The following is a 23,818-nucleotide window of genomic DNA, read 5'->3' on the forward strand; positions in this document are numbered from 1 at the left end:
CCTCACTTGGTGGCCGGAGCCGACGCGCCGTCGAGCTCGGCCAGGAACCGGTCGACGGTGCCCCGGCGGCGCACCTCGTCCTCCAGCGACTCGCCGACGACCCGGTCCGCCAGGTCGACGGCCAGCTTGCCCAGCTCGCCCCGCAGCTCGGCGACGATCTGCGCGCGCTGCGTCTCCAGCTGGGTCTGGCCCTGCGCGACGATCCGCGCGGACTCCTCCTGGGCCTTGGCGCGCAGCTCGCTGATGATCTGCTCGCCCTCGATGCGGGCGTCGTCGCGGATGCGGGCCGCCTCGGCCCGCGCCTCCGCGAGCTGCGCCTTGTACTGCTCCAGCAGCTCCTGCGCGTGCGCCTGGGCCTGCTCGGCCTTCTCGATGCCACCCTCGATCTTGGCGGCACGCTCCGCGTACAACGTCTCGAAGCGCGGTGCGACGAACTTCTTCATGATGAAGAGCAGCAGCAGGAACGCGACGAGACCGAGGATGATCTCGGACGTGTGCGGGAGGACCGGGTTGATGGCCTCGCCTTCCGCAGCCAGGATGAGGGTTTTCATCTGGGACTTCTCCTAGGCCGAAGAACGTCAGGCGGCGGTGGCGAGGAAGTACACGACGAAGCCGAGCAGCGCGAGGACCTCGACGATGGCGAAGGTGGTCCAGGCCAGGCTCAGCAGCACGCCGCGGGCCTCGGGCTGGCGGGCGGTGCCGCTGATGACCGAGGAGAAGATCAGGCCCACGCCGATGCCCGGGCCGATGGCCGCGAGGCCGTAACCGATCGCCGCGAGACCCGCGTTGGTGACACCGGTGGCGGCTTCCTGGGCAAGAACGATAGCGCTCACTTGTGCTGTTCCCTTTCACTTCGGTCCGCGGAACAACCCGCGGATCGGAGGCTTGTGTTTTCTCTCAGTGCTCTTCGGCCAGCGCCGCGCCGATGTAGTTGGCGGACAGCAGCGCGAAGATGTATGCCTGCAGCACCATGATCAGCGCCTCCAGGAAAGTCAGCGCGATGGCGAACAGGAAGGCGATCGGCGCGACCACCACGGTGATGCCGCCGGCGAAGAGGAGGTACTCACCCGCCAAGGTGAACACCAAGAGGAGCAGGTGACCCGCGAACATGGCCGCGAAGACTCGGATCGCGAGCGTGAGCGGGTTCAGGATGAACTTCTGGAAGAACTCGATCGGGATCAGCAGGATGAGCACGAACCACGGCGCGCCGGGCGGCATGGTCTGGTGCTTCAGGTAGCCGAGGAAACCGTGGCGGCGGAACCCGACGAAGTGGTAGACCGGGTAGATCACCAGCAGCGAGACGGCGAGCGGGAACCCGATGTGCGACAGCGTGGGGAACTGGACGAACGGGATGATCCCGAACAGGTTGTTCACCAGCACGAAGCTGAAGACCGTGAGGATCAGCGGCACGAAGGGCTTGAAGTCCTTGCCGCCGATCTGCTCGCGGGCGATCGAGTTGCGGCCGAGGTCGTACGCCGACTCGGCGAGGAACTGGAACTTGCCCGGGACGAGCTTCAGGTTGCGGGTCGCGGCGATGAAGAACGCGCCGATGATCACGATCGACAGCACCAGCAGCACCATGGGCTTGGTGACGTCGCCGAAGATCGCCGGCGGGAAGAAGTCCTTCGTGCCGGGAGCGACGAACTCATCGCCCGCGGCCAGCACCGTCATGGTCACTGTGTTCCTTCCGGTTCTCCCGGCCGGCGTTCACTCCGCCGGGGGAATCGTCACGATCGGGACTTAACGTACCTTACGGATCGCAAGCGCCCGCGAGAGGCACCCCGTGAAGCCGGGTGTCCCGTCTGCGCGCACCGTACCAGCCGGTAGCTCAGGTGTTGCCGGGGGTCGGGATCACCATCTGACTGCGACTGCGCTTGGAAGCGCGCACCTCCATGAAGGTGGCGACCACGATGGTCGCGGCCATGGTGAGCGCGAGGGCGTTGTCGTGCAGCTCCGGGAACCGGCGCACGACCAGCATCACCGCGATCAGCAGGACCAGCTTCCCGAGGAAGCCGCCGAACGCGGCGATCATGATGAACTGCAGCGGCAGCGCCGCGGTCTTGCGCATCACCAGCAGCGTCGCGACCGAGGACAGGCACGCCACCGCACCGCCGATGAGGGCGCTGACCAGGCCGGGGACACCCGCCAGCACGGTCCACAGCACCGCGGCGGCGGCGACCGTGGCGAGGGTCGCCCACAGGGCGCCGCGGAACATCTCGCCCGCGAGGCGCTGCACGACGGTTTCGTGCGTCCACTCCTTGGTGGTCGCAGGTTCGTCCTGGCTCATGTCACCCCTTCCCACTGGTCGGGACCGAGTGTAAAAGGAGAGTGATCCGAACCCCTCAATCGGGGGGTGGAGAAGCGCGCACTTGCCGAACTCCAACGCCCTCCGGGTGTCCCCCGGGTGTCTTCCAGGCCAACGACGGGTGAACGGTTCGCCCTTCCGGCCGAGGGGCGTGCGCCGACGTGCCGCCGCCGAGAGGGCTCCACGGGGCCGGCGTGCCGCTCGCGCACCGCCGGAGCAGTTCGCGCACGGCGAACTCCCCCGGTCCGGCGCGGGCCCGGGACCACCGGCCGGTCCGGGCACCGCTCGGCCTCCCGGGCGCCCGGCCCCGTCGCGGCCACCGCGGCGTCGACCGCGAGGCCGGTGCCGGACAACCCCCGATCAGGTGGAAGAAGTCCCCGATCGGGGGCGGCGGCCGGGCGGACGACCGGTCGGCCCCGCCCCCGCGTCAGGTCTTGCGCGCCTCGCGGAGCCTGGGCACCGCGGACACCAGCAGGGCCAGCAGCAGCCCGATGCCCAGGCACCACACCACGACCACCACGTCGAACAGGGTCAGCGCGACCGCGCCGAAGGCCAGCACGCCCGCCCACAGGTAGATCAGCAGCACGGCCCGCCGCTGGGAGTGGCCGATCTCCAGCAGCCGGTGGTGCAGGTGCATCTTGTCCGCGGAGAACGGGCTCTCGCCGCGCCGGGTGCGCCGCACCACGGCCATCAGCAGGTCCAGCATCGGCACGAACAGCACCGCGGCCACCACCACCAGCGGCGAGAGCAGGCCGAGCACGTCGGTCGCCCGCACCGACTCGTAGTTGATCTTGCCGGAGGCCGAGATGGTGGCCGCGGCGAGCATCAGGCCGATCAGCATCGACCCGGAGTCGCCCATGAAGATGCGCGCCGGGTTGAAGTTGTGCGGCAGGAAGCCCAGGCACGCGCCGGCGAGCGTGGCGGCGATCAGCGCGGGCGGGTAGGCGCCCACGTCACCGCCGTTGTTGCCCAGCAGGCCGATGGAGAACACGCAGGTGGCCGCGGCGGCGATGAGGCCGATGCCGGCGGCCAGGCCGTCCAGGCCGTCGACGAAGTTCATCGCGTTGACCATGGTCACGGCCAGCAGCACGCTCAGGATCGCGCCCTGGTTCTGGTCCAGCGACAGCAGCGAGCCGGTGTTGCCGCCCGCGTCGCCCCACGGCACCCAGAACAGCATCCACTGGAGCCCGAACAGCACCAGGATGCCCGCCGAGCACACCTGGCCGGCCAGCTTCGTCAGCGAGTCGAGCTCGAACCGGTCGTCCAGCACGCCGACCAGGACGATGACGCCGCCGCCGACGATGACCGCGTACGGGTCGTAGGAGAAGTCGAACGCCGACCGCAGCACGGGCAGCTGGTGGGCCAGCAGCATGCCGCCGAGCACACCCCCGTACATGGCCAGCCCGCCCATCCGGGGCATGGGCTTGACGTGCACGTCCCGCGACCGCGGGTAGGCGACCGCGCCGATCCGGAACGCCAGCGCGCGGACCAGGCCGACGAGCAGGAACGTCACGACGGCGGCGGTCAGCGCGACGAGCAGGTACTCCCGGACCGGGAGGACGTTGGACACGGCAGGAAACTGGCCCACGGCAGGCTAGCCCCTCGGGGACGGGGTGTCGGGCGGTGCGGGCACCACGCTACTCCGAACGGGAAGATCCACTAGCGGGCGACCTCGACCTCGAAGCCCAGCACCTCGGACACCTCGGACAGCGGCACCGCGCCCTCGCGCAGCACCACCGGGTCCGGCCCGGTCAGGTCGACGATGGTGGAGGCGACGTTCTCGGCCGCCGTGCCGCCGTCGAGGTAGACCCCGACGTCCTCGCCGAGCTGGTCCCACGCCTCCTGCGCGGTGGACGCGGGCGGGAAGCCGGACTTGTTGGCGCTGGAGACGGCCATCGGGCCGACGTCGCGCAGCAGTTCGAGGGCGACCGGGTGCAGCGGCATCCTCAGCATCACCGTGCCGCGCGTGTGCCCGAGGTCCCAGGACAGCGACGGCGCGTGCTGGAGGACCAGGGACAGGCCGCCGGGCCAGAACGCCTCGATCAGCGCGCGCGCCTGCCGGGGCACGCTCAGCACCAGGCCGTCGACGGTGGTCCAGGAGCCGACCAGGACCGGTACGGGCAGGTCCGGCCCACGACCCTTGGCTTCCAGCAGGTGGCGGACGGCGGTCGCGTCGAAGGCGTCGCAGCCGATGCCGTAGACGGTGTCGGTGGGGAGGACCACGAGGCGCCCGGAGCGCACCGCGCCCGCGGCGGCGGCGAGGCCCGCGGCGCGGTCGTCCTGGACGCTGCAGTCGTAGATCGTGCTCACCCGGGAGATCCAAGCACAGTGCGGGTTCGCGCGGCGGCGGAGGTCAGCGACCGGGCCGCCGGAGCGGTCGCGCGGCGTCGACGGCCCACTGCCGCCTGCGGTGCGCCAGGGTGGCCCCGAACACGAGCGCGGCGCCGACGGCCACGCCACCCGCGGTGACCGCGGCGCTGCCGACGGCTCCCCCGACGAACGGCAGCACCAGCACCGCCAGCGCCACCACCGCCGCGCCGGGCACCGAGTCCGGCGCGACCCAGCGCCAGCGCTCCGCGCGGTCGAGGCGGTCGAGCAGGTCGTGGGCGAAGTCGACCAGGTCCGGTGCGGGCCGCAGGTCCAGGATCTCGCGCGCGATGGCCCGGCACTCCGCCAGCCCGGCGCGGTCGACGACCACCAGCGCCCCGTCCTCGTCGACGGCCCGCACCTCCGCGCTGCGGGCGGCCAGGGCCACGGCCAGGTGGTCGCGCGCCGCCGGCGGCGGGTGGTACCCGCGCAGCTCCCGGCGCAGCCGCTCCACCGCGGCCGCCGCCCGGCCCTCCACGAGCACGTCGGCCACCGCCGCCCGGGAGCGCATCGCGGCGTCGTCGGCCGGGTCGACCGGCCGGGCGAGGTGCGCGGCGAGCCTGGCGCGCAGCGCGGTCGGCTCGTCCGACCCGTTGACAACCAACGCCGCCCCTCCGGTTTACTGCTGCGAGCTGGGAGGACCCAGGTTAGCCGCGGGGGAGGACGAGGTGGGCAGGCGTTCCGGTGGCGTCGGCGCCCTCCCGCTCGCGGCCGCGCTCACCGCCGCGTACGTGGTGGTGGCCGGCGGCGCGGGCGTGCTGGCCCTGCGCGCCGCCTCCGCTCCCCCGCCGGCGGCCACCACGACCACGACGCCGGGGCTGCCCGCCATCACACCGCCTTCGCCCGCTCCGGGTTCGCCGTCTCCTGCTCCGGGTTCGCCGTCGTCGGTCCCCACCCCGCCCACCACCGACCCCGCCGCCGCGCCACCGGGGTTCCGCACCTCCCGGGCACCGGGCGGCCTGGTGACGGTCGTGCCGGAGGGCTGGCCGGTGCGACCGGGCACGGTGGCCACCACGCTGGTCGCGGCCGACCCGGCGGACCCGCGGCGCGAGGTGCGGTTCGGCGGCGCGCCCGTGACCGACCCGGGCCGCACGCTGCTGGAGCGCATCACCGCGGCGGCGGTGGAGCGGGAGCGGGAACCCGGCCACGCGCGGCTGGGGCTGGGGGCCGCGGAGGTCCGCGGGTTCCCGGCGGTGCGCTGGGAGTTCGAGGAGGCGGGCGCGCGGACCGCGGTCGCCTACTGGGAGACCGGCGGGACCGAGTACGTGGTCTACGCCTCCGGCCCGGCCGGGGACTGGCCCGCGACCGGGGCGCTGCTCACCACGATGGTCGACGCGGCCCGCCCCTGACCGGAGCACCGGGTTCGCGCTTTCGCCCGCTTCGACCGGAATTCGGACCGGGCCGCGCGAACCGCCACTACTGTTCGCGCCAACGGCCCGACCTCCCCATTCCACAAAAGCCACCCGGGTCGCCTGACCGGGGAGTTCTCGCTTTTCCCCGCTGAATTGGAATTCCTCCCGCACCCTTGAGCACAGGGGGAACACATGACCAGTTCCGACCCGGAGAGGTCCCCGAGGGACGAATCGACCCGATACCTGTGCGCGGCCGCGCACCTCGACCGCGAGTTCGCCGACGACGCCGTGCGCGAGTTCCTGTCGGTGCCGACGCGGGCGATCCCGCCCCTCCCCGGCATCGACGGCGCGGCGGTGCTGCGGGAGGCGGTGGCCGCCCGCTCGCGGCGCCGGTGGCGTGACGCCGTCGTGGGCGTGGTGGTGCTCGGCGTGCTGTCCCTGAGCTGGCTGGTGTTCCTCTGGTGGCTGGGGCTCGCGGGCGCGCTGTCGCTGGGACGGGTCGCCGAGGACCGGAAGGACGCGGAGGCGGTGGCCACCCGCCAAGGCGTGATCGTGGGGATCGTCACCGCCATCGTCATCGTCGCCATAAGTGGCATCGCGCTCGCCCTGTCCGCCCCGGAGGCGTTGGCGCGCCTGATCGACCTGCCGTGGGCCTGGTGGCACTCACCGGGCGGGTGGACCGCCTTGGCGCTGCTCGTCGTCCTCGCGCTCGGCGTGCTGCTGCTGGACCGGTGGGCCGTGTGGAAGCTGACCACCACGAGCTTCAGCCGCGAGCACTTCCCCGGCCGCGAGGGCGAGGACCGGTGGGCGCGCGAGTGGCAGGTGAGGTCGCTGGGGGTGGCCGAGCACCAGTTCGCGCTGGACGACGTGCGCGAGGCGGAGGAGCCGGTGGGCGGGACGGACGTGGTCGTCTACCGCGGTTCCCTCCCGTTCGTGGGCGCGGGCGTCGCCTACGAGCCGTGGTCCATGGTGCTGTCGCTCGACCCGGCCGCCGAGGGCGGCGAGGTCGCCGAGGTGGACCTGGTCGAGCTGCACGAGGCGGTCACCCGCGAGCTCGTCGGGTTGGGCACCTCGGCGTCGCTGTCCCCCGGCCACCGGTTGAGCGGGCTGACCGCGTGCGACCGGGTGGTGGTCTCGGCCGCCGAGCTGGTGACGCGGATGGACGACCCGCGCGCCGCCGCCGTGCTGCCCGACCTCACCGAGCGCCCGGTGGAGGCGCTGCCCCCGGAGGTGGTGGCCGAGGTGGTGCGGCGGCCCGAGGAGTGGGTGCGCCACTTCCGCTGCTTCCGGCTGGAGACCTGGGACCGGGCGCTGGTGCTGACCTGGTACCTGCACCTGGGGCGCGACGACCGCCACCTGTACGTGGAGTGGACGCCGAACGTGCTGCTGCCCGTGCGGGAGTCCTACCGCCGCATCGACCTGCCGTCCTCGGCCTGGCAGCCGGTCCTGGGCGCCCTGGGGCGGTGGGCGCGGCTGCCGGTCACCGCGCTCGGCCGGCTGCGGCACGCGGTCGCCCCGATCCCGGTCGACTGGTCGGACGACGAGCCCACCCAGGAGCGGTACGGCGCCGCGCGCACCCTGCGCGAGCTGGGGGCGGGCGACGAGCTGCGGGACTACTTCCAGCTGACGGACCTCGAACGCTACGCCAAGCTCGTCGACCGGCAGCTGCTGCGGTCGATCGGCCGCTTCCTGGAGGAGCGGGGCATCACCACCACCGAGTTCATGCGGCAGGCCACCCAGGTGGAGAACAGGCACGTGCACATCGAGGGCTCGGTGAGCGGCGCCGTCTTCATCGGCGACCGCAACAAGGTCGGGGTCGGCAACCGCGGGGAGAGGGGCTGAGCGTGGGCATCACCATCGGCGGCGACGCGACGGGCGCGGTGTTCGAGGGCGACGACAACCGGGTGGAGGTCGGCGACATCACCGTGGGGGGACGGGTCGGGGCGGACCGGGTGGCCGAGGTCCGGGCGGCGTTGGCGGACCTGCGGGCGGAGGTCGAGGCGGCGCCGGAGGGCACGCCGCGCAAGGAGTCGGCGCTGGACGCCGTCGACGACCTGGACGAGGAGCTGGCGCGGGAGCGGCCGCGCCCCGAGGAGGTGGCCAAGCGGACCGGGAGGCTGTCCGAGCGGGTCACGAGCGGCCTGGCCGCGGCGGCGGGCGTCGCGCTGCTGGTGGAGCGGCTGGGCAACCTGTTCGGTTGACCCACGCCTCACCGGCTCGTGCACCCGGCAGGCGCGCACCTTCGGCCGGCACCCGATCTCCGGCAGGCGCGTGCCCTTCCACCGGCACCCCTCGGCCGGCGCGTCCCCCGCCGACCCGCGCTCAGACCCGGCGGGCCGTGGCGAAGCGGGGCCGGCCGGCCAGGTCGGGGTGGTCGGCCACGTCGGTGAGCACCCGCCGCGCGGCCAGCAGCGCGGGCACGGACTCCCCCTGCGTGTCGTCGTGCTCGATCGCCACGTGCCCGCCCGGCCGCAGCAGGCGCGCGGCGGCGGTGACCACGTGCCGGATCACGGCCAGGCCGTCCGGGCCGCCGAACACGGCCTGGCGCGGGTCGTGGTCGGACACCTCCGGCGGCACCTCGGTGTCGTCCGGCACGTACGGCGGGTTGCACAGCACCAGGTCCACCCGGCCGTCCAGGTCGGACAGCAGGTCGGGCGCGGTGACGTCGCCCGCGTGCAGGGTGATCGGGGTGTCGCCCGCGGCGGCGCGGGCGTCGGCGTTGCGGCGCGCCCACGCCAGGGCGGTGGTGTCCCGCTCGACGGCGTGCACGCGCGCGTCCGGCCGGTGGTGCGCCACGGCCAGCGCCAGCGCGCCCGAGCCGGTGCACAGGTCCACCACCAGCGGGTCCGGCCGGTCCAGTGTGGACAGCCCCCAGACCAGCGGCAGCTCGGTCTCCGGGCGCGGGACGAACACGCCGGGGCCGACGTCGAGGTCGAGGCCGCCGAGGTGGGCCCAGCCGGTGATGTGCTGGAGCGGGATGCGCTCCACCCGCCGCAGCACCACCTTGTGCAGGGCGTCGACCACCGGCGGGTCGACCAGCGGGATGAGCGGCAGCCGGGACCGCTCGACGCCGAGCACGTGCGCGGCGAGCAGCTCGGCGTCCGCCCTGGGGCTGTCGACACCCGCGGCGGCCAGCATGCGTTCCGCTTCGAGGATGGCCAGCCGCAGCGGGTGTCGGGTCATGCGCGCAAGGGTAGGGCGTCAGAAGTTGATCATGTGGCCGGCCAGGCCGTGCACGGCCTCCTTGACCGCCTCGCTCAGCGTGGGGTGCGCGTGCACGTTGCGCGCGACCTCGTGCACGGTCAGGTCCCACTGCTGCGCCAGGGTCAGCTCGGGCAGCAGCTCGGTCACGTCCGGGCCGATCATGTGCGCGCCCAGCAGCTCGCCGTGCTTGGCGTCGCTGATCAGCTTGACGAAGCCCGCCGAGTCGCCCAGGCCGTGCGCCTTGCCGTTGGCGGTGAACGGGAACTTGGCCACCTGCACGTCGAAGCCCTTGTCGCGGGCCTGCGCCTCGGTGTAGCCGAACGAGGCGACCTGCGGCTGGCAGTAGGTGGCGCGCGGGATCATCACGAAGTCCAGCTCCATGGTCTCCGCGCCCGCGATGGTCTCCGCCGCGATGATGCCCATCGACTCGGCGGTGTGGGCGAGCATCAGCTTCGCCGTCACGTCCCCGATCGCGTAGATGTTGGACACGTTCGTGCGACCCCGGCCGTCCACCGCGATCGCGCCGCGCTCGGTCAGCTCCACGCCGGTGTTCTCCAGGCCGTAGCCCTCCACGCGCGGCTGGAAACCGATGGCCTGCATGACCTTGTCGGCCTCCAGGACCTCCTGGGCGCCGTCCTTCGACACGGTGACGCGCACCTTCTCGCCGCTGTCGTCGATGGCCTCGACGCGGGTGGAGGTGCGCACGTCGATGCCGAGCCGCTTGTACCGCTTGGCCAGCTCGGTGGAGACCTCGACGTCCTCCAGCGGCACCACCCGGTCGAGGAATTCCACGATCGTGACCTTGACGCCGTAGTTGTGGAGCACGTAGGCGAACTCCACGCCGATGGCGCCCGCGCCGGCGATGATGATGCTCCCGGGCAGTTCCCTGGTGAGGATCTGCTCCTCGTAGGTCACCACCCGGTCGGACAGCTCCGTCCCCGGGAGGAGGCGCGTGGTGGCGCCGGCCGCGATGATCGCGTGCTCGAACGTGATGGTGTCATCACCCACCCGGATGGTGTTCGCGTCGACGAACGTCCCCCACCCGTTGATCTCGGTGATGTTGTTCTTCTTCATCAGGAAGTGCACGCCCTTGACGCGCCCGTCCGCGACCTTGCGGCTGCGCTCGAACGCGGCGCCGAAGTCGAACTTCACCGAACCGTCGACCTGGATGCCGAAGGTCTTCTGCTCGTGGGTGAAGATGTGGGCGAGCTCCGCGTTGCGCAGGAGGGCCTTCGACGGGATGCAGCCGACGTTGAGGCACACCCCGCCCCAGTAACGCTCCTCGATGACCGCCGTCTTCAGTCCCAGCTGGGCCGCGCGGATCGCGGCGACGTACCCGCCTGGCCCAGCACCGAGGACCACGACGTCGAAGTGTGCGCTCATACCGGACACACTAGGTGGCCGGCTGATCCGACAAGAACTCGATGGTCCGGCGCCACGCGTCGGCGCGGGCGGCGGCCGTGGCGGCCGGGGTGCCGCCCGTCGCGAACCGCACGCCCGGTCCGGGCACCACCACGTCGGTCGTCGGCCGGTGCGGCGGGCCCGCGATCAGGTGCCCCGCGCCCGGGTAGACCACGTGCTCGTACCGGAACGGGTGGTCGTGGGCCGCCAGCCGGCGGTGCGCGACCGCGCTCAGCTCCGCGCACGGCCACGACCGGTCGTCGGCGGATGAGAGCAGCAACACACCGCCGTTGATGCGCTCGACCGGGATCTCCGCGTCCTCGGGGATGCCGTCGGCGAGGTCGAACGCCAGGTGCAGCGGCACCGGCTCGCCGTCGACCACCGCCGCCCGCAGCTCCTCGGGGAACGAGTACGGCAGGTACGGCAGGGGGCGGCCTCCGCGGGTCCAGGGCGCCGCCTCGTGCTCCAGCTTCTGCAGCAGCCGGTGGCCGGGCCCGATGCCCTGGGTCACCACCCCGCTGCCCACCACGCTCACGACCGCGCCGACTTGGGGGAACGTCGCGCCGAGCAGGAGCGCCAGCTCACCGCCGCGCGACCCGCCGACCACCGCGGGGCGCTCGCCCAGCAGGTCCAGGGCCGGGCGGAAGTACTCCAGGGGGATCTCGACCAGGTCCGCCGGCACGCCCGGGGCGCCGAAGTAGGCCAGGGCCAGCGCGGCGAACCCGTGCCCGGCCAGCAGCGCCGCGTCCAGCTCGTGCAGGCCGCCCTCGGAGCCGCCGAGCACCAGCACGCCGGGGTGCGGGCCGCCGTCGGCCGGTTCGAACAGCACGCCCGCCAGGCCGTGCTCGGTGACCTCGGTGCGCTTGACGCCCTCCGGCACGGTCAGCCGCTCGAGGCGGACCGGGCCCGCGCCGTCGGCCTCGACGAACGTGTGACCGTCCGACCGGTCACCCGTTGGTGTCATTGACCAGAACAACCCCATCGGGTCGACGCCCGCGTAGCTGCCGGAGACCGGCGCGTGCCTGGTCAGGTCCACCACGCCGCGCTCGTCGGCCCGGAACACCGCCTCGGCGGCGCGGTCGCCCGTGCCCGCGCGCACGGTCACCGGGCGGTCGGGTTCGAGGTCCACCACGCGGATCTCCAGCGCGGTGTCCAGGGGGGCGCTGATCGGGTTCACCAGGACTTCGGCCATCGCGCGCCCCTCTCGTGCGTCACCCTCCGGCGAGTCGCTCCGCCCGGTCCGCCGCCACCAGGGCGTCGAGCACCGCGTCCAGGTCGCCGTCGAGCACTTGATCCAGGTTATGCGCTTTGTACCCAACCCGGTGGTCGGAGATGCGGGATTCCGGGAAGTTGTAGGTGCGCACCCGCTCGGAGCGGTCCACCGTGCGGACCTGCGAGCGGCGCGCGTCCGCCGTCTCCTGCTGCTGCTTCTCCTCGGCCAGCGCGGTCAGCCGCGCCTGGAGCACCTGCATCGCGCGGGCCTTGTTCTGGAGCTGGCTGCGCTCGTTCTGGCAGGACACCACGATGCCGGTCGGCAGGTGCGTGATGCGCACGGCCGAGTCGGTGGTGTTGACGCTCTGGCCGCCCTTGCCCGAGGAGCGGAACACGTCGACGCGCAGGTCGTTCTCGTCGATCTCGACCTCCACGTCCTCCACCTCGGGGAAGACCAGCACGCCGGCGGCGGAGGTGTGGATGCGGCCCTGCGACTCGGTGACGGGCACGCGCTGCACCCGGTGCACGCCGCCCTCCCACTTCAGGCGCGACCACACGCCGTCGGGGCTGTCGCCGCGGCTCTTGATGGCGACCGTGACGTCCTTGAAGCCGCCCAGGTCGGAGTCGGTGCCGCCCAGGACCTCGGCCTTCCAGCCGTGCCGCTCGGCGTACCGGGTGTACATGCGCAGCAGGTCGCCCGCGAACAGGGCCGACTCCTCGCCGCCCTCACCGGACTTGATCTCCATGACCACGTCCGCGCCGTCGTGCGGGTCGCGCGGCAGCAGCAGCTCGGCCAGCCGCTCCTCCAGCGCGGGCACCGCCCTCGCCAGCTGCTCGGCCTCCTCGGCGAACGCCGGGTCCTCGGCGGCCAGCTCCCGGGCCGTCTCCAGGTCCGACCTGACCTGCTCCAGCTCGCGGGCGGTCCGCACGATCGGGGTCAGCTCGGCGTAGCGCTTGCCGAGCCTGCGCGCGCCCGCCTGGTCGGCGTGCACCGAGGGGTCGGCGAGCTTGGCCTCCAGCTCGGCGTGCTCGGCCAGCAGGGCGTCCAGCGTCACGTCTTCGGCTCCGGGTCCTCGGTCTTGCTCGGTTCCTGCTCTGGTCCTGCCCGGTTCCCGCCCCGGTCGCGGCCGTGGTGCGGAAACGACAACGGCGCCCACCCGCGTACCGGGGTGGACGCCGTTCTGGCAGCTACTTGGCGCGCTTGCCGTAGCGGGCCTCGAAGCGCGCGACCCGACCACCGGTGTCGAGGATCTTCTGCTTGCCCGTGTAGAACGGGTGGCAGTTCGAGCAGACCTCGACGTGGATGGAACCGGACGACTTGGTGCTGCGGGTGGTGAAGGTGTTGCCGCAACCGCAGGTGACCTCGGTCGTCACGTACTCGGGGTGAATGCCGGTCTTCAACGTCTCGTCCCTTTCCTCGGTGGCCGCCGGGTCCTCTTCTGCACGAGGTGAACCGGAGCCGGACTCGACCCGACAGTGTGCCAGATCGGCTGACGTGCGGTGCAACGCGTGCCGGCACCGGGTTGTTCCCGTGGCGGTCGTCACTACCGCTCACCGATGGCGGTCGACCATTTGGCGCAGGGGGTGACCGTTGGCCTACGGGGCGTGCGGACCGGCGTTGCCCGGACGCCACACTTGGGCCCGTGTTGTGCGCTGCCGGACGCCCGCTGCGGCTGGTTCCGTGGCTGGCCGTGCCGTTCCTGTTCAGCGGTTCCGTCCTCGGCCTCACCGGGTTGGGCGACCTCCTGCTGGGTACCGCCGGGTCGGTGACCCTGTCGAGCCCCCTGTTCGGCGCCGGCGTGGCCGTGGGCGTGGTCTCCTCGGGCACCGTGACCTGGGCGGCCCCCTGGCAGCGCACCTGGCTCCGCTGGCCCTACCTGGCCGCCGTGATGTGCCTGGGCATAGCCGTGGACGGCCTCCCCGTCCCGCCGGCCGTCTCACTCCCCGTCGGCCTCCCCCTCCTGGCCCTCCTCGTCACCCAGTACTTCCGCGACCGCCGCCGCACCGCCGCCCTGGCCAAAGCCGGCCTGACCACCCCACCCTGCTGAAACCCCGCGTGTCCTCCACTCAGACACCGCGTGTCCTCCGTTCAGACACCGCGAGTCCACCGCTCAGGACCGGTCAAAGGCCAATTCGCGGTGCGCGAGTGGAGGACATGCGGTGCGCGAGTGGAGGACACGCGGTGTCGGAGTGGAGGACTCGCGGGTGAAAAAGGCCCGCCCGGGGGAACCGGGCGGGCCTGGTGGTGGAGCGGGTCAGTCGTTGTCCGCACCGGGGGTGGTCTTGGCCACCTGCATCAGGAACTCGATGTTGGTGCGGGTCTTGCGCAGGCGGTCGAGCAGCAGGTCGATGGCCTGCTGGCCGTCCAGGGCGTGGAGCACCCGGCGGAGCTTGTGCATGACCGCCAGCTCGTCGGGCGAGAGCAGCAGGTCCTCCTTGCGGGTGCCGGACGAGTCGACGTCCACCGCCGGGAAGGTGCGCTTGTCCGCGATCTTGCGGTCGAGCTTGAGCTCGGCGTTGCCGGTGCCCTTGAACTCCTCGAAGATCACGCTGTCACCCGCGGACCCGGTCTCGACCAGGGCCGTGGCGATCACGGTCAGCGAGCCGCCGCCCTCGATGTTGCGGGCCGCGCCGAGGAACCGCTTCGGCGGGTACAGCGCCGTCGAGTCGACACCACCGGACAGGATGCGGCCGGACGCGGGCGCCGCCAGGTTGTAGGCACGACCCAGGCGGGTGATCGAGTCCAGCAGCACGACCACGTCGTGGCCCATCTCGACCAGGCGCTTCGCCCGCTCGATGGCCAGCTCCGAGATCGTGGTGTGGTCCGACGGCGGGCGGTCGAAGGTGGAGGCGATGACCTCGCCCTTCACCGACCGCTGCATGTCGGTGACCTCTTCCGGGCGCTCGTCCACCAGCACCACCATCAGGTGGCACTCGGGGTTGTTCTTCGTGATCGCGTTGGCGATCGACTGGAGCACCGAGGTCTTGCCCGCCTTCGGCGGCGACACGATCAGGGCGCGCTGGCCCTTGCCGATCGGCATCACCAGGTCGATGACGCGCGTGGTGAGGATGTGGGGCTCGGTCTCCAGGCGCAGCCGCTCGTTCGGGTAGAGCGGGGTCAGCTTGGTGAAGTCCGGCCGGTTGCGCGACTCGTCCGGGTCCAGCCCGTTGATCTTGTCGACGCGGACCAGCGGGTTGAACTTCTGCCGCTGCTGCTCGCCCTCGCGGGGCTGGCGCACCGCGCCGATGATCGCGTCACCGCGGCGCAGGCCGTACTTGCGGACCAGCGAGAGCGACACGTAGACGTCGTTCGGGCCGGCCAGGTAGCCCGACGTGCGGACGAACGCGTAGTTCTCCAGCACGTCCAGGATGCCCGCCACGGGCAGCAGGACGTCGTCGTCGCGCACCTCGGTGTCGGTGCCGCCGCCACCGGCGTCGCCCCGGCCACCGCGACGGCGGCGGTCCCGGAAGCGACGGCCGCGCCGGCCGCCCTCGTCGTCATCGTCGTCCGGACCGGCGTTGGTGCGGTTGCGGTCCTGCCCGCGGTCCCGGTCGCGATCCCGGTCCCGGTCCCGGTCGCGATCCCGGTCACGGCCGCCGCGCTCCTGGCGACCACCGCGGTCGCCCCGGTCACCGCGCTCGCCGCGGTCACCCCGCTCGCTCCGGTCGCCCCGGTCACCGCGCTCGCCGCGATCCCCGCGGTCACCGCGCTCCTGGCGCTGTTCGCGCTGCTCACCGCGCTCGGGCCGGTCCTGCTGGGTCCGCTCGACCACGGGCGCGGCCTGCTGCGGCCGGTCGTCCGCCGCGGGCGCGGCGGCCGGTGCGGCGGCGCCGTCCGGGCTGCCCGCGGGCCGGTTGGCGGAACGGCGGCGGCGGTTGCCCCGGCGACCGCCCTCCTCCTCGCCCGAGCCCGAGCCCGAGGCGGCGCCCGAACCGGACCGCTCGACCACGTCGAGCTGCTGCTGGGTGGGCTTCTCCACCGGCTTGTCGACGGGCGCCTCGGCCGCCTTCTCCGCGGCCGGGGCCTTCTCGGCGACGGGCGCGGCGGCCTTCTTCTCGGCCTTGGGCGGCGTCGCGGCGCTGCCCCGACCGGAGGTGCCGCCCTGCCGCTCCTTGATGGCCGCGATGAGGTCGCCCTTGCGGAGCCCGGCCGTGCCGGTGATGCCGAGCTGACCCGCGAGCTCACGCAGTTCGGCGAGCACCATGCCGGAGAGACCGGCGCGCTTGCGCGGCGGGGCACTGCCGTTCGTAGGGGTGGTCAGAGCGTTCTCCTCGGCTCCGGAACTGGCGGCGTTGGGAGCAGCAGGAGCTTCGCTGCTCAGCACATCGGTGTTGCTCACACATGTCCTTCCTGACCGGACCGCGCCTCCTACGCGGTCCAGCGGAGCTGCCGTCCGGCGGAACGCGGAGCGGCAGTTTCGCCCCGGGGCAGGCGGACTTCGTCGGCGCGTCAGCGCGCGCGAAGGCGGAGCCCTCCAGTACGGGACTTTCGGTCACACGGCGAGCGGGTGCCTTCCAGCGCCAACCCCGTCCATCCGGCACAGGGCCAAGTCACTGGAGGAATGCGATCCGGAGCGAACGTCCGGGCACCACACCGGCGCCCGTGCGCGCGGTGACTGATGGCCCCGAGGGTAGACGCCGGTACGGTCGGTTGCAACAACCGACGCACGGCGCGTCGCGTCACTCAGCCGAGTGGCGCAACGCACACGCCGCCCAGGTCAACGGGGACCCGGAGCGCCTCGAACCCGCCGAGGTCCACCCCATCGGGCAGTTCCCCGTCCGGGGGAAGGGCCAGGACCGTGGGTCCCGCGCCGGACACCGCGGCCGCCACCCCGGCCTCCCGCAGCGCCCGGACCAGGCGCGACGTGGCCGGCCAGGCCGGCTCCCGGTACGGCTCGTGCAGCCGGTCGTCCAGGGCTTTCACCAGCAGCGACGGGTCGTGCGAGAGCGCGTGCACGGCCAGCGCGGACCGGGCCGCGGCGAACGCGGCGTCCTCGTGCGGCACCTTCGACGGCAGCAGGCCGCGGGTCGCGTGCGTGGCGGACCGCTCCGCCGGCACCAGCGCGACCGGCGACACGCCCGGGTGCGGGGTGAAGCGCACCGCGCGGTACCGGTCACCCTCCGTCCACGCGATCACCGCGCCGCCGAACATGCTGGCCGCGGCGTTGTCGGCGTGGCCGTCGAACTCCGCGGCGAGTTGCAACGCGTCCGTGTCCAACTCGCGACCGGCGAGGCCGTGGGCGGCCGCCACGCCGGCCACCACCGCCGCCGAGGACGACCCCAGGCCGCGGGCGTGCGGGATGGCGTTGCGGCACCGCAGCCGCAGCCCCGGCACGTCCAGCCCGAGCCGGGCACCGGCCGCGCGGAAGGCCCGCACGACCAGGTGCCGCTCGTCAGTGGGCACGTCACCGGCGCCCTCGCCGGTGACCTCGATCGCCAGCCCGCCCGGCACGACCTCGAAGTCCAGCTCGTCGTGCAGCCCCAGGGCCATGCCCAGGGCGTCGAACCCGGAGCCGAGGTTCGCCGTGGAGGCCGGGACCCGGACCCGGACGCCGGTCACGCCAGCTCCAGCGCCGAGGCCACCGCGTCGGGGTCGACCGGCACCGGCTCGACCTCGGCCATGCCCAGCAGCGCCGAGTCGGGGTCCTTGAGGCCGTGGCCGGTGACCGTGCACACGACCAGGGAGCCCCTGGGCAGCCGGCCGTCGGCGGCGGTGGCCAGCAGGCCGGCCACGCTGGTGGCGGACGCGGGCTCGACGAAGATGCCCTCGGTCGAGGCGAGCAGCCGGTACGCCTCCAGGATCTTCTCGTCGGTGACCGCCTCGAACAGGCCGCCGGACTCGTCCTTGGCGGTGACCGCGCCGGTCCAGGAGGCGGGGCTGCCCACCCGGATGGCGGTCGCGATGGTCTCCGGGTTCGCCACCGGCTCGCCGAGCACCAGCGGCGCGGCGCCCGCGGCCTGGAAGCCGAACATGCGCGGCGCGGCCGGCACCACGCCGTCGTTCACGTAGTCGGAGTAGCCGCGCCAGTACGCGGTGATGTTGCCCGCGTTGCCCACGGGCAGGCAGTGCACGTCCGGCGCGCGGCCGAGCACGTCGCAGATCTCCCAGGCGGCGGTCTTCTGGCCGACCAGCCGCACCGGGTTGACCGAGTTGACCAGCGTGATCGGGTACTCGGTCGCGGTCTTGGCCGCCAGTTCGAGGCAGTCGTCGAAGTTGCCGTCGATCTGGAGGATGCGCGCGCCGTGCGCCACGGCCTGGGCGAGCTTGCCCAGCGCGATCTTGCCGCGCGGGACGAGCACCGCGGCGGTGAGGCCCGCCTTGGCCGCGTAGGCCGCCGCCGACGCGGAGGTGTTGCCGGTCGAGGCGCAGATGACCGCCCGGACGCCGCCGGCCAGCGCGTGGGTCATGGCCACGGTCATGCCGCGGTCCTTGAACGAGCCGGTGGGGTTGGCCCCCTCGACCTTGACGTGCACCTCGCAGCCCGTCAGCTCGGACAGGTGCTCGGCGTGCACCAGGGGGGTGCCGCCCTCGTGGAGCGTGATCACCCGGGCTCCCCCTGGGAGCTGGATCCGGTCCGCGTAGGCGTGGATGATGCCGGGCCACCCCGGCCGCACGCCCGCTTGGATCGTCATGTCTCTTCGCCTTCCACCCGCATCACGCTGACCACTTCCCTGACCACGGGCAGCCCGCCGATTTTGTCCACGGTCGACCGCAGTGCCGCGTCGGTCGCGGCGTGGGTGACGACGACCAGGCTGGCGTCGTCGACCCGTCCCTCCTGCCGCACCGCCGCGATGCTCACGTCGTGCTCCGCGAACACCGCCGCGACCTGCGACAACACGCCCGCCCGATCGGCGACGTCGAGGCTGATGTGATAGCGCGTGGGGGTTTGCCCCATCGGCCGCACGGGCAGTGCCGCGTAGGCCGACTCGCGCGGCCCGCGCCCGCCCTGCACCAGGTTGCGGGCCACGGCGACGAGGTCGCCGAGCACCGCGCTGGCCGTGGGCGCGCCACCGGCGCCCTGGCCGTAGAACATCATCTCGCCGGCCGCGTCGGCCTCCACGAACACCGCGTTGAACGCGCCGCTCACCCCGGCCAGCGGGTGCGACCTGGGGATCATCGCGGGGTGCACGCGCACCGAGACCGACTCCTGGTCGCCCTCGGTCACGCGCTCGCAGATGGCCAGCAGCTTGACCGTGCGGCCCAGGGCCCTGGCGGCGGCGATGTCGGCCGCGCTGACCGAGGCGATGCCCTCGCGGTGCACGTCGGCGGCGGTGACGCGGCTGTGGAAGGCCAGCGAGGCCAGGATGGCGGCCTTGGACGCGGCGTCGAACCCGTCCACGTCGGCGGTCGGGTCGGCCTCGGCGTAGCCCAGCCGGGTGGCCTCCTCCAGCGCCTCGGCGTAGCCCGCGCCGGTGGAGTCCATGCCGGAGAGGATGAAGTTGGTGGTGCCGTTGACGATGCCCATCACCCGGGTGATGCGGTCGCCCGCCAGGGACTCGCGCAGCGGCCTGAGCAGCGGGATCGCGCCCGCCACGGACGCCTCGAAGTACAGGTCGGCGCCCGAGGCGTCGGCGGCGGCGGACAGCTCGCCCGAGTGCTCGGCGAGCAGCGCCTTGTTGGCCGTGACCACGGACTTGCCCGCGCGCAGGGCGTCGAGCAGCAGGGTCCGGGCGGGCTCGATGCCGCCGATGACCTCGACCACCACGTCGACGTCGGAGGCGACCAGGGCCGCCGCGTCGGTGGTGAGCAGGTCCGCGGGCACCTCGCGGTGCTTGTTGGGCTTGCGCACCGCGATGCCGGCCAGCTCGACCGGCGCGCCGACGCGGGCGGTCAGGTCGTCCGCCTGGTCGACGAGCAGCCGGACCACCTCGGTGCCGACCGTGCCGCAGCCCAGCAACGCGACCTTGATCGGTTTTTGGCTTGGCACGTCATACCTCCAGGCGGAACAGGTCTTCCTCGGTCTCCCGGCGCAGCAGCAGCCGGGCCTCGCCGTCCAGCACGGCGGCGAGCGCCGGCCGGGGCAGCCGGTTGTAGCCGCTGGCCATCGAGTAGCAGTAGGCGCCGGTCGCGGCCACCGCGATCAGGTCGCCGGGCGCGAGGTCGTCGGGCAGCCAGCAGTCGCGCACGACCACGTCGCCGGACTCGCAGTGCTTGCCCACGACCCGGCACAGCACGGCCCCGGTGCCCTCGGCGGCGGCGCGCGAGACGAGCCGGCAGTCGTAGACCGCGTCGTAGAGGGCGGTGCGGATGTTGTCGCTCATGCCGCCGTCCACGCTGACGTAGCGGCGCACCGCACCCGCGTCGAGCTGCACGTCCTTGATGGTGCCGACCTCGTAGACGGTCACCGTGCCGGGGCCCACGACGGCGCGGCCGGGCTCGACCGCGATCTTCGGCACCGGCAGGCCCGCGTGCTCGCACTCCTTGGAGACGATGTTGGTCAGCTGCCGCGCCAGCTCGGCGGGCGGCGGCGGGTCGTCGTCGGAGGTGTAGGCGATGCCCAGGCCACCGCCCAGGTCGACCGTGCCCACGTGCTCCAGGACCTCGTCGCCGTGCTCGTCGCGCAGGTCGGCGAGCAGGCCGATGACCCGGCGGGCGGCCACCTCGAAGCCGCTGGCGTCGAAGATCTGCGAGCCGATGTGGCTGTGCAGGCCGATCAGCCGCAGGCCCTGGCTCTTGAGCACCCGGCGGGCGGCCTCGGCGGCGTCGCCGGAGGACAGCGAGAAGCCGAACTTCTGGTCCTCGTGGGCGGTGGCGATGAACTCGTGCGTGTGCGCCTCGACACCGACGGTGACCCGGATCATCACCGGCTGCACCCGGCCGCGCTCGCGCGCGACGTGGTCCAGGCGGGCGATCTCGTGGAACGAGTCGAGCACGACCGCGCCCACGCCCGCCTCGACCGCGGCGGTCAGCTCGGCGGTCGACTTGTTGTTGCCGTGCAGCGCGATGCGCTCGGGCGGGAAGTCGGCGCGCAGCGCGATGGCCAGCTCGCCGCCGCTGCACACGTCGATGCTCAGGCCCTCCTCGGCGACCCACCGGGCGACCGCCACGGACAGGAACGCCTTGGACGCGTAGTGCACCAGCGCCGGGTCGCCGAACGCGCGCGCGTGGTCGCGGCAGCGGGAGCGGAAGTCGGCCTCGTCCATCACGAACAGCGGGGTGCCGTGCTCCTCGACGAGCCGCCGCACGTCGACGCCGCCGAAGCGGACCACGCCGTCGGCGCCGCGCTCGGCGTTCCGAGGCCACACGTTCGGGTGAAGCCGGTTCAGCTCTTCGGGCGAAGACGGCCGGTTGCCCGCCGTGTTCGACGGGACCAGGACGTCGGCGTGCCGGGGACCGGCCGGGTGCGCGCGCATCACATCCGCTCCGGGGCGGTCACGCCCAGCAGGGCCAGGCCGTTGGCGAGCACCTGGCGGGTGGCCGCGACCAGCTGGAGCCGGGCGCGGTGCAGCTCGGTGGTCTCCTCGTCGCCGCGCGGCAGCACCCGGCACGCCTCGTAGAAGCGGTGGTAGGTGCCGGCCAGCTCCTCCAGGTAGCGGGCCACGCGGTGCGGTTCCCGCAGCTCACCGGCGGTGGCGATGACGCGCGGGAACTCGCCGATGGTGCGGATGAGGTCGCCCTCGCGCTCGTGGGTCAGCTCGTCCAGCGCGTCGCCGGGCGTCACGCCCAGGTCGGCGGCGTTGCGCAGCAGCGACGACAGCCGGGCGTGCGCGTACTGGACGTAGAACACCGGGTTGTCGTTGCTGCGCTTGCGCAGCAGGTCCAGGTCGATGTCCAGGGTCGAGTCGACCGAGGACCGGGTCATCGCGTACCGGGCGGCGTCCACGCCCACCGCCTCCACCAGGTCCTGCATGGTGATCACGGTGCCCGCGCGCTTGCTCATCCGGACCGGCTTGCCGTCGCTGACCAGGTTCACCATCTGGCCGATCAGCACCTCGACCGAGTCCGGGTCGTCGCCCAGCGCCGAGGCGGCGGCCTTGAGCCGGCCGATGTAGCCGTGGTGGTCCGCGCCCAGCATGTAGATGCACAGGTCGAAGCCGCGCGACCGCTTGTCGACCAGGTAGGCGATGTCGCCCGCGATGTAGGCCGGGTCGCCGTCGCTCTTGATGACCACCCGGTCCTTGTCGTCGCCGAACTCGGTGGACCGCAGCCACCAGGCGCCGTTGTCGAAGTACAGCGCGCCGGAGGACTTGAGCTGGTCGACGGCCTTGGTCACGGCGCCGGAGCGGTGCAGCGAGTCCTCGTGGAAGAACACGTCGAAGTCGGTGCCGAACTCGTGGAGGTCCTTCTTGATCTCCTCGAACATGAGGTTCACGCCGATCCGGCGGAACACCTCGGCGGAGTCCTCCGCGGTCAGCGCGCTGGGCTCCTGCCGCAGGACCTCGGCGGCGATGTCGCTGATGTAGCCGCCCGCGTAGCCGTCCTCGGGCGCCGGCTCGCCCTTGGCGGCGGCGATCAGGGACCGCACGAACCGGTCGATCTGCGCGCCCGCGTCGTTGAAGTAGTACTCGCGGGTCACCTCGCCGCCGTTGAAGGCCAGCACGCGGCCCAGCGCGTCGCCGACCGCGGCCCAGCGGGTGCCGCCGAGGTGGATGGGGCCGGTCGGGTTCGCCGAGACGAACTCCAGGTTGATCCGGCGCCCGGCCAGCTGGTCGCCCCGGCCGTAGTCGGCGCCCGCCGCGAGCACGTCGCGCACGATGGCGCCCTGGGCGTCCGCGGCCAGCCGCAGGTTGAGGAAGCCGGGACCCGCCACCTCGACCGTGGAGATGGCGTCGGTCGAGGTCAGCGCCTCGGCGAGCCACGCGGCCAGGTCGCGGGGCGTCACGCCGACCTTCTTGGCGGTCTGGAGGGCCACGTTCGTCGCGTAGTCGCCGTGCTCGGGGTTGCGGGGTCGTTCGATCGTGACCGCTGTCGGCAGGGCGGCGGGGTCGAGACCTCGCGCGGACAGCACGTCCACGGCCGTCGCACGGACGAGTTCAGCTAGCGCAGCGGGAGTCACCCGGCAAGTCTAGGGAAGCGTTCCCGCTGGTCTCGAACGGGATGGGCGTCCCGTCAGGTGAGAAGGGCAACTGTCAACGGCCACCGGCCGTGACGGGCAGTTGACGGTGATCAGACATGGTGTCCCTACACTGGCCGGCGGCACGGGACTATGACGAGACTGAGGCGGACATGACCAGCGGCAAGAAGACGAAGGCCGCGCGCTCCAGCGTTGCGGCGGCGCGCTCCTCGGTGGTGGCGAAGAAGCCGAAGCCCTGGGGGACCATCATCGCGGTGGTCGCCGTCCTGGGCCTGGCCGCGGGCGTGTTCGGCTACGCGTACGTGCAGCTGGACGAGAAGAGCGACCGCGAGGCCGCCCTCGCCCGGTGGAAGCCGTCCGAGGAGAACAAGGACCCCTCGGACCAGATCGCCGGCGTGATCAAGCGCGACTACCAGCCGGGCAAGCACGTCGACGCGCCCAAGCGGGTGGCCTACGACTTCTCGCCGCCGTTCGGCGGGCCGCACGACACCCAGTGGGCCGACTGCAACGGCGTGGTCTACCCCACCGCCGTGCGCACCGAGAACATGGTCCACGCGATGGAGCACGGCTCGATCTGGCTGGCCTACAACCCCGACCAGGTGACCGGCGAGGCGCTGGACAAGCTCAAGGCCAAGATCGACGGCCAGCCGTTCTCGATCATGTCGCCCTACCCGGGGCTGGACAAGCCGATCTCGGTGCAGTCGTGGGGCCACCAGCTCAAGGTCGACACCGCCGACGACGAGCGCATCGACCACTTCATCGAGTCGCTGCGGCGCAACCAGTACACCTACCCCGAGGTCGGCGCCTCGTGCGACAACCCGACCTTCGCCTCCAGCCCGGCGCCGTTCGTGGCCGAGGCGCCCGGCGCGGACGCCGAGCCGATGGGCGCCGAGGCGGAGAGCGCGCGGGGTTCCGCGGCGCCGTCGGCCTCGACCACCGCCTCCTCCGCGGGCAACTGAGCA

23 protein-coding genes are annotated in these 23,818 nt (G+C 72.9%); 5 read left to right on the forward strand and 18 right to left on the reverse strand.

What is annotated here, in order from left to right; genetic code table 11:
* Positions 1-2 precede the first annotated feature (2 nt).
* The 7 genes from EKG83_RS41120 to EKG83_RS41150 form a co-directional block, all read right to left on the reverse strand.
* Positions 3-551 carry a F0F1 ATP synthase subunit B gene (locus EKG83_RS41120; RefSeq protein WP_033432784.1) on the reverse strand — a complete coding sequence of 183 codons (549 nt, stop codon included), beginning with the start codon at positions 549-551 and terminating at the stop codon, positions 3-5.
* Between the two features lie 27 nt (positions 552-578).
* A complete protein-coding gene (locus EKG83_RS41125; protein WP_194282970.1) occupies positions 579-833 on the reverse strand; it encodes an ATP synthase subunit c family protein in 255 nt (84 codons plus the stop codon).
* 64 nt (positions 834-897) lie between these two features.
* Positions 898-1,677, reverse strand: a complete 780-nt coding sequence (atpB, locus tag EKG83_RS41130; protein ID WP_153278752.1) for a F0F1 ATP synthase subunit A — start codon at positions 1,675-1,677, stop codon at positions 898-900.
* A 151-nt stretch (positions 1,678-1,828) separates the two neighbouring features.
* Entirely contained in the window at positions 1,829-2,287 is a 459-nt protein-coding gene (locus EKG83_RS41135; RefSeq protein ID WP_051766317.1) for a hypothetical protein, read from the reverse strand.
* Positions 2,288-2,732: 445 nt separating this feature from the next.
* Complete coding sequence (locus EKG83_RS41140) at positions 2,733-3,875, reverse strand: glycosyltransferase family 4 protein (RefSeq protein WP_228122397.1); 1,143 nt, start codon at positions 3,873-3,875, stop codon at positions 2,733-2,735.
* An 89-nt stretch (positions 3,876-3,964) separates the two neighbouring features.
* On the reverse strand, positions 3,965-4,615 hold the full coding sequence (locus EKG83_RS41145) for an L-threonylcarbamoyladenylate synthase (protein ID WP_033432786.1): 651 nt from the start codon (positions 4,613-4,615) through the stop codon (positions 3,965-3,967).
* A 43-nt stretch (positions 4,616-4,658) separates the two neighbouring features.
* Positions 4,659-5,276 carry a hypothetical protein gene (locus EKG83_RS41150; protein WP_033432787.1) on the reverse strand — a complete coding sequence of 206 codons (618 nt, stop codon included), beginning with the start codon at positions 5,274-5,276 and terminating at the stop codon, positions 4,659-4,661.
* A gap of 64 nt (positions 5,277-5,340) precedes the next feature.
* Here EKG83_RS41150 and EKG83_RS47290 point away from each other — a divergent pair, with 64 nt between their 5' ends.
* The 3 genes from EKG83_RS47290 (at position 5,341) to EKG83_RS41165 (ending at position 8,225) form a co-directional block, all read left to right on the forward strand.
* Complete coding sequence (locus EKG83_RS47290; protein ID WP_051766318.1) at positions 5,341-6,021, forward strand: hypothetical protein; 681 nt, start codon at positions 5,341-5,343, stop codon at positions 6,019-6,021.
* 627 nt (positions 6,022-6,648) lie between these two features.
* On the forward strand, positions 6,649-7,866 hold the full coding sequence (locus tag EKG83_RS41160) for a hypothetical protein (protein ID WP_153278753.1): 1,218 nt from the start codon (positions 6,649-6,651) through the stop codon (positions 7,864-7,866).
* Positions 7,867-7,868: 2 nt separating this feature from the next.
* On the forward strand, positions 7,869-8,225 hold the full coding sequence (locus tag EKG83_RS41165; RefSeq protein WP_033432789.1) for a hypothetical protein: 357 nt from the start codon (positions 7,869-7,871) through the stop codon (positions 8,223-8,225).
* A gap of 121 nt (positions 8,226-8,346) precedes the next feature.
* On the opposite strand, the gene prmC is transcribed toward EKG83_RS41165, so the two are convergent.
* The 5 genes from prmC to rpmE form a co-directional block, all read right to left on the reverse strand.
* Entirely contained in the window at positions 8,347-9,207 is an 861-nt protein-coding gene (gene prmC, locus EKG83_RS41170; protein WP_033432790.1) for a peptide chain release factor N(5)-glutamine methyltransferase, read from the reverse strand.
* 18 nt (positions 9,208-9,225) lie between these two features.
* Positions 9,226-10,611 carry a dihydrolipoyl dehydrogenase gene (gene lpdA, locus EKG83_RS41175; RefSeq protein ID WP_033432791.1) on the reverse strand — a complete coding sequence of 462 codons (1,386 nt, stop codon included), beginning with the start codon at positions 10,609-10,611 and terminating at the stop codon, positions 9,226-9,228.
* A 10-nt stretch (positions 10,612-10,621) separates the two neighbouring features.
* Entirely contained in the window at positions 10,622-11,821 is a 1,200-nt protein-coding gene (locus tag EKG83_RS49325) for an acyl-CoA thioester hydrolase/BAAT C-terminal domain-containing protein (protein ID WP_051766319.1), read from the reverse strand.
* A gap of 19 nt (positions 11,822-11,840) precedes the next feature.
* Positions 11,841-12,896 (reverse strand): peptide chain release factor 1, encoded by a 1,056-nt coding sequence (gene prfA / locus EKG83_RS41185; protein WP_033432792.1) that lies wholly within the window; start codon positions 12,894-12,896, stop codon positions 11,841-11,843.
* A gap of 133 nt (positions 12,897-13,029) precedes the next feature.
* The gene (gene rpmE, locus EKG83_RS41190; protein ID WP_033432793.1) at positions 13,030-13,242 is read right to left on the reverse strand and encodes a 50S ribosomal protein L31; all 213 of its coding nucleotides are present in this window, start codon (positions 13,240-13,242) and stop codon (positions 13,030-13,032) included.
* Positions 13,243-13,484: 242 nt separating this feature from the next.
* On the opposite strand from rpmE, the gene EKG83_RS41195 reads away from it, so the two are divergent.
* Positions 13,485-13,889, forward strand: a complete 405-nt coding sequence (locus EKG83_RS41195) for a hypothetical protein (RefSeq protein WP_051766320.1) — start codon at positions 13,485-13,487, stop codon at positions 13,887-13,889.
* A gap of 207 nt (positions 13,890-14,096) precedes the next feature.
* Here the strand turns inward: EKG83_RS41195 and rho are convergent, their stop codons facing one another.
* From rho to argS, 6 genes are all read right to left on the reverse strand, one after another.
* Positions 14,097-16,181, reverse strand: a complete 2,085-nt coding sequence (gene rho, locus EKG83_RS41200) for a transcription termination factor Rho (RefSeq protein ID WP_033432794.1) — start codon at positions 16,179-16,181, stop codon at positions 14,097-14,099.
* 344 nt (positions 16,182-16,525) lie between these two features.
* Positions 16,526-17,401 carry a homoserine kinase gene (gene thrB, locus EKG83_RS41205; protein WP_033432795.1) on the reverse strand — a complete coding sequence of 292 codons (876 nt, stop codon included), beginning with the start codon at positions 17,399-17,401 and terminating at the stop codon, positions 16,526-16,528.
* Positions 17,398-18,474, reverse strand: coding sequence for a threonine synthase (gene thrC / locus EKG83_RS41210; protein WP_033432796.1), 1,077 nt, complete (start codon positions 18,472-18,474; stop codon positions 17,398-17,400). The genes thrB and thrC overlap by 4 nt, the downstream gene beginning before the upstream one ends.
* Positions 18,471-19,769 carry a homoserine dehydrogenase gene (locus EKG83_RS41215; protein ID WP_033432797.1) on the reverse strand — a complete coding sequence of 433 codons (1,299 nt, stop codon included), beginning with the start codon at positions 19,767-19,769 and terminating at the stop codon, positions 18,471-18,473. The genes thrC and EKG83_RS41215 overlap by 4 nt, the downstream gene beginning before the upstream one ends.
* Before the next feature lies 1 nt (position 19,770).
* Positions 19,771-21,195, reverse strand: a complete 1,425-nt coding sequence (lysA, locus tag EKG83_RS41220) for a diaminopimelate decarboxylase (protein ID WP_033432798.1) — start codon at positions 21,193-21,195, stop codon at positions 19,771-19,773.
* Positions 21,195-22,838, reverse strand: coding sequence for an arginine--tRNA ligase (argS, locus tag EKG83_RS41225; protein ID WP_033432799.1), 1,644 nt, complete (start codon positions 22,836-22,838; stop codon positions 21,195-21,197). Before argS ends, lysA begins: the two co-directional genes overlap by 1 nt.
* A 170-nt stretch (positions 22,839-23,008) precedes the next feature.
* Between argS and EKG83_RS41230 the strand changes: the two genes are divergently transcribed.
* The gene (locus EKG83_RS41230) at positions 23,009-23,815 is read left to right on the forward strand and encodes a DUF3105 domain-containing protein (RefSeq protein ID WP_033432800.1); all 807 of its coding nucleotides are present in this window, start codon (positions 23,009-23,011) and stop codon (positions 23,813-23,815) included.
* Positions 23,816-23,818 lie beyond the last annotated feature (3 nt).

Source organism: Saccharothrix syringae (assembly GCF_009498035.1).
Classification (GTDB): domain Bacteria; phylum Actinomycetota; class Actinomycetes; order Mycobacteriales; family Pseudonocardiaceae; genus Actinosynnema; species Actinosynnema syringae.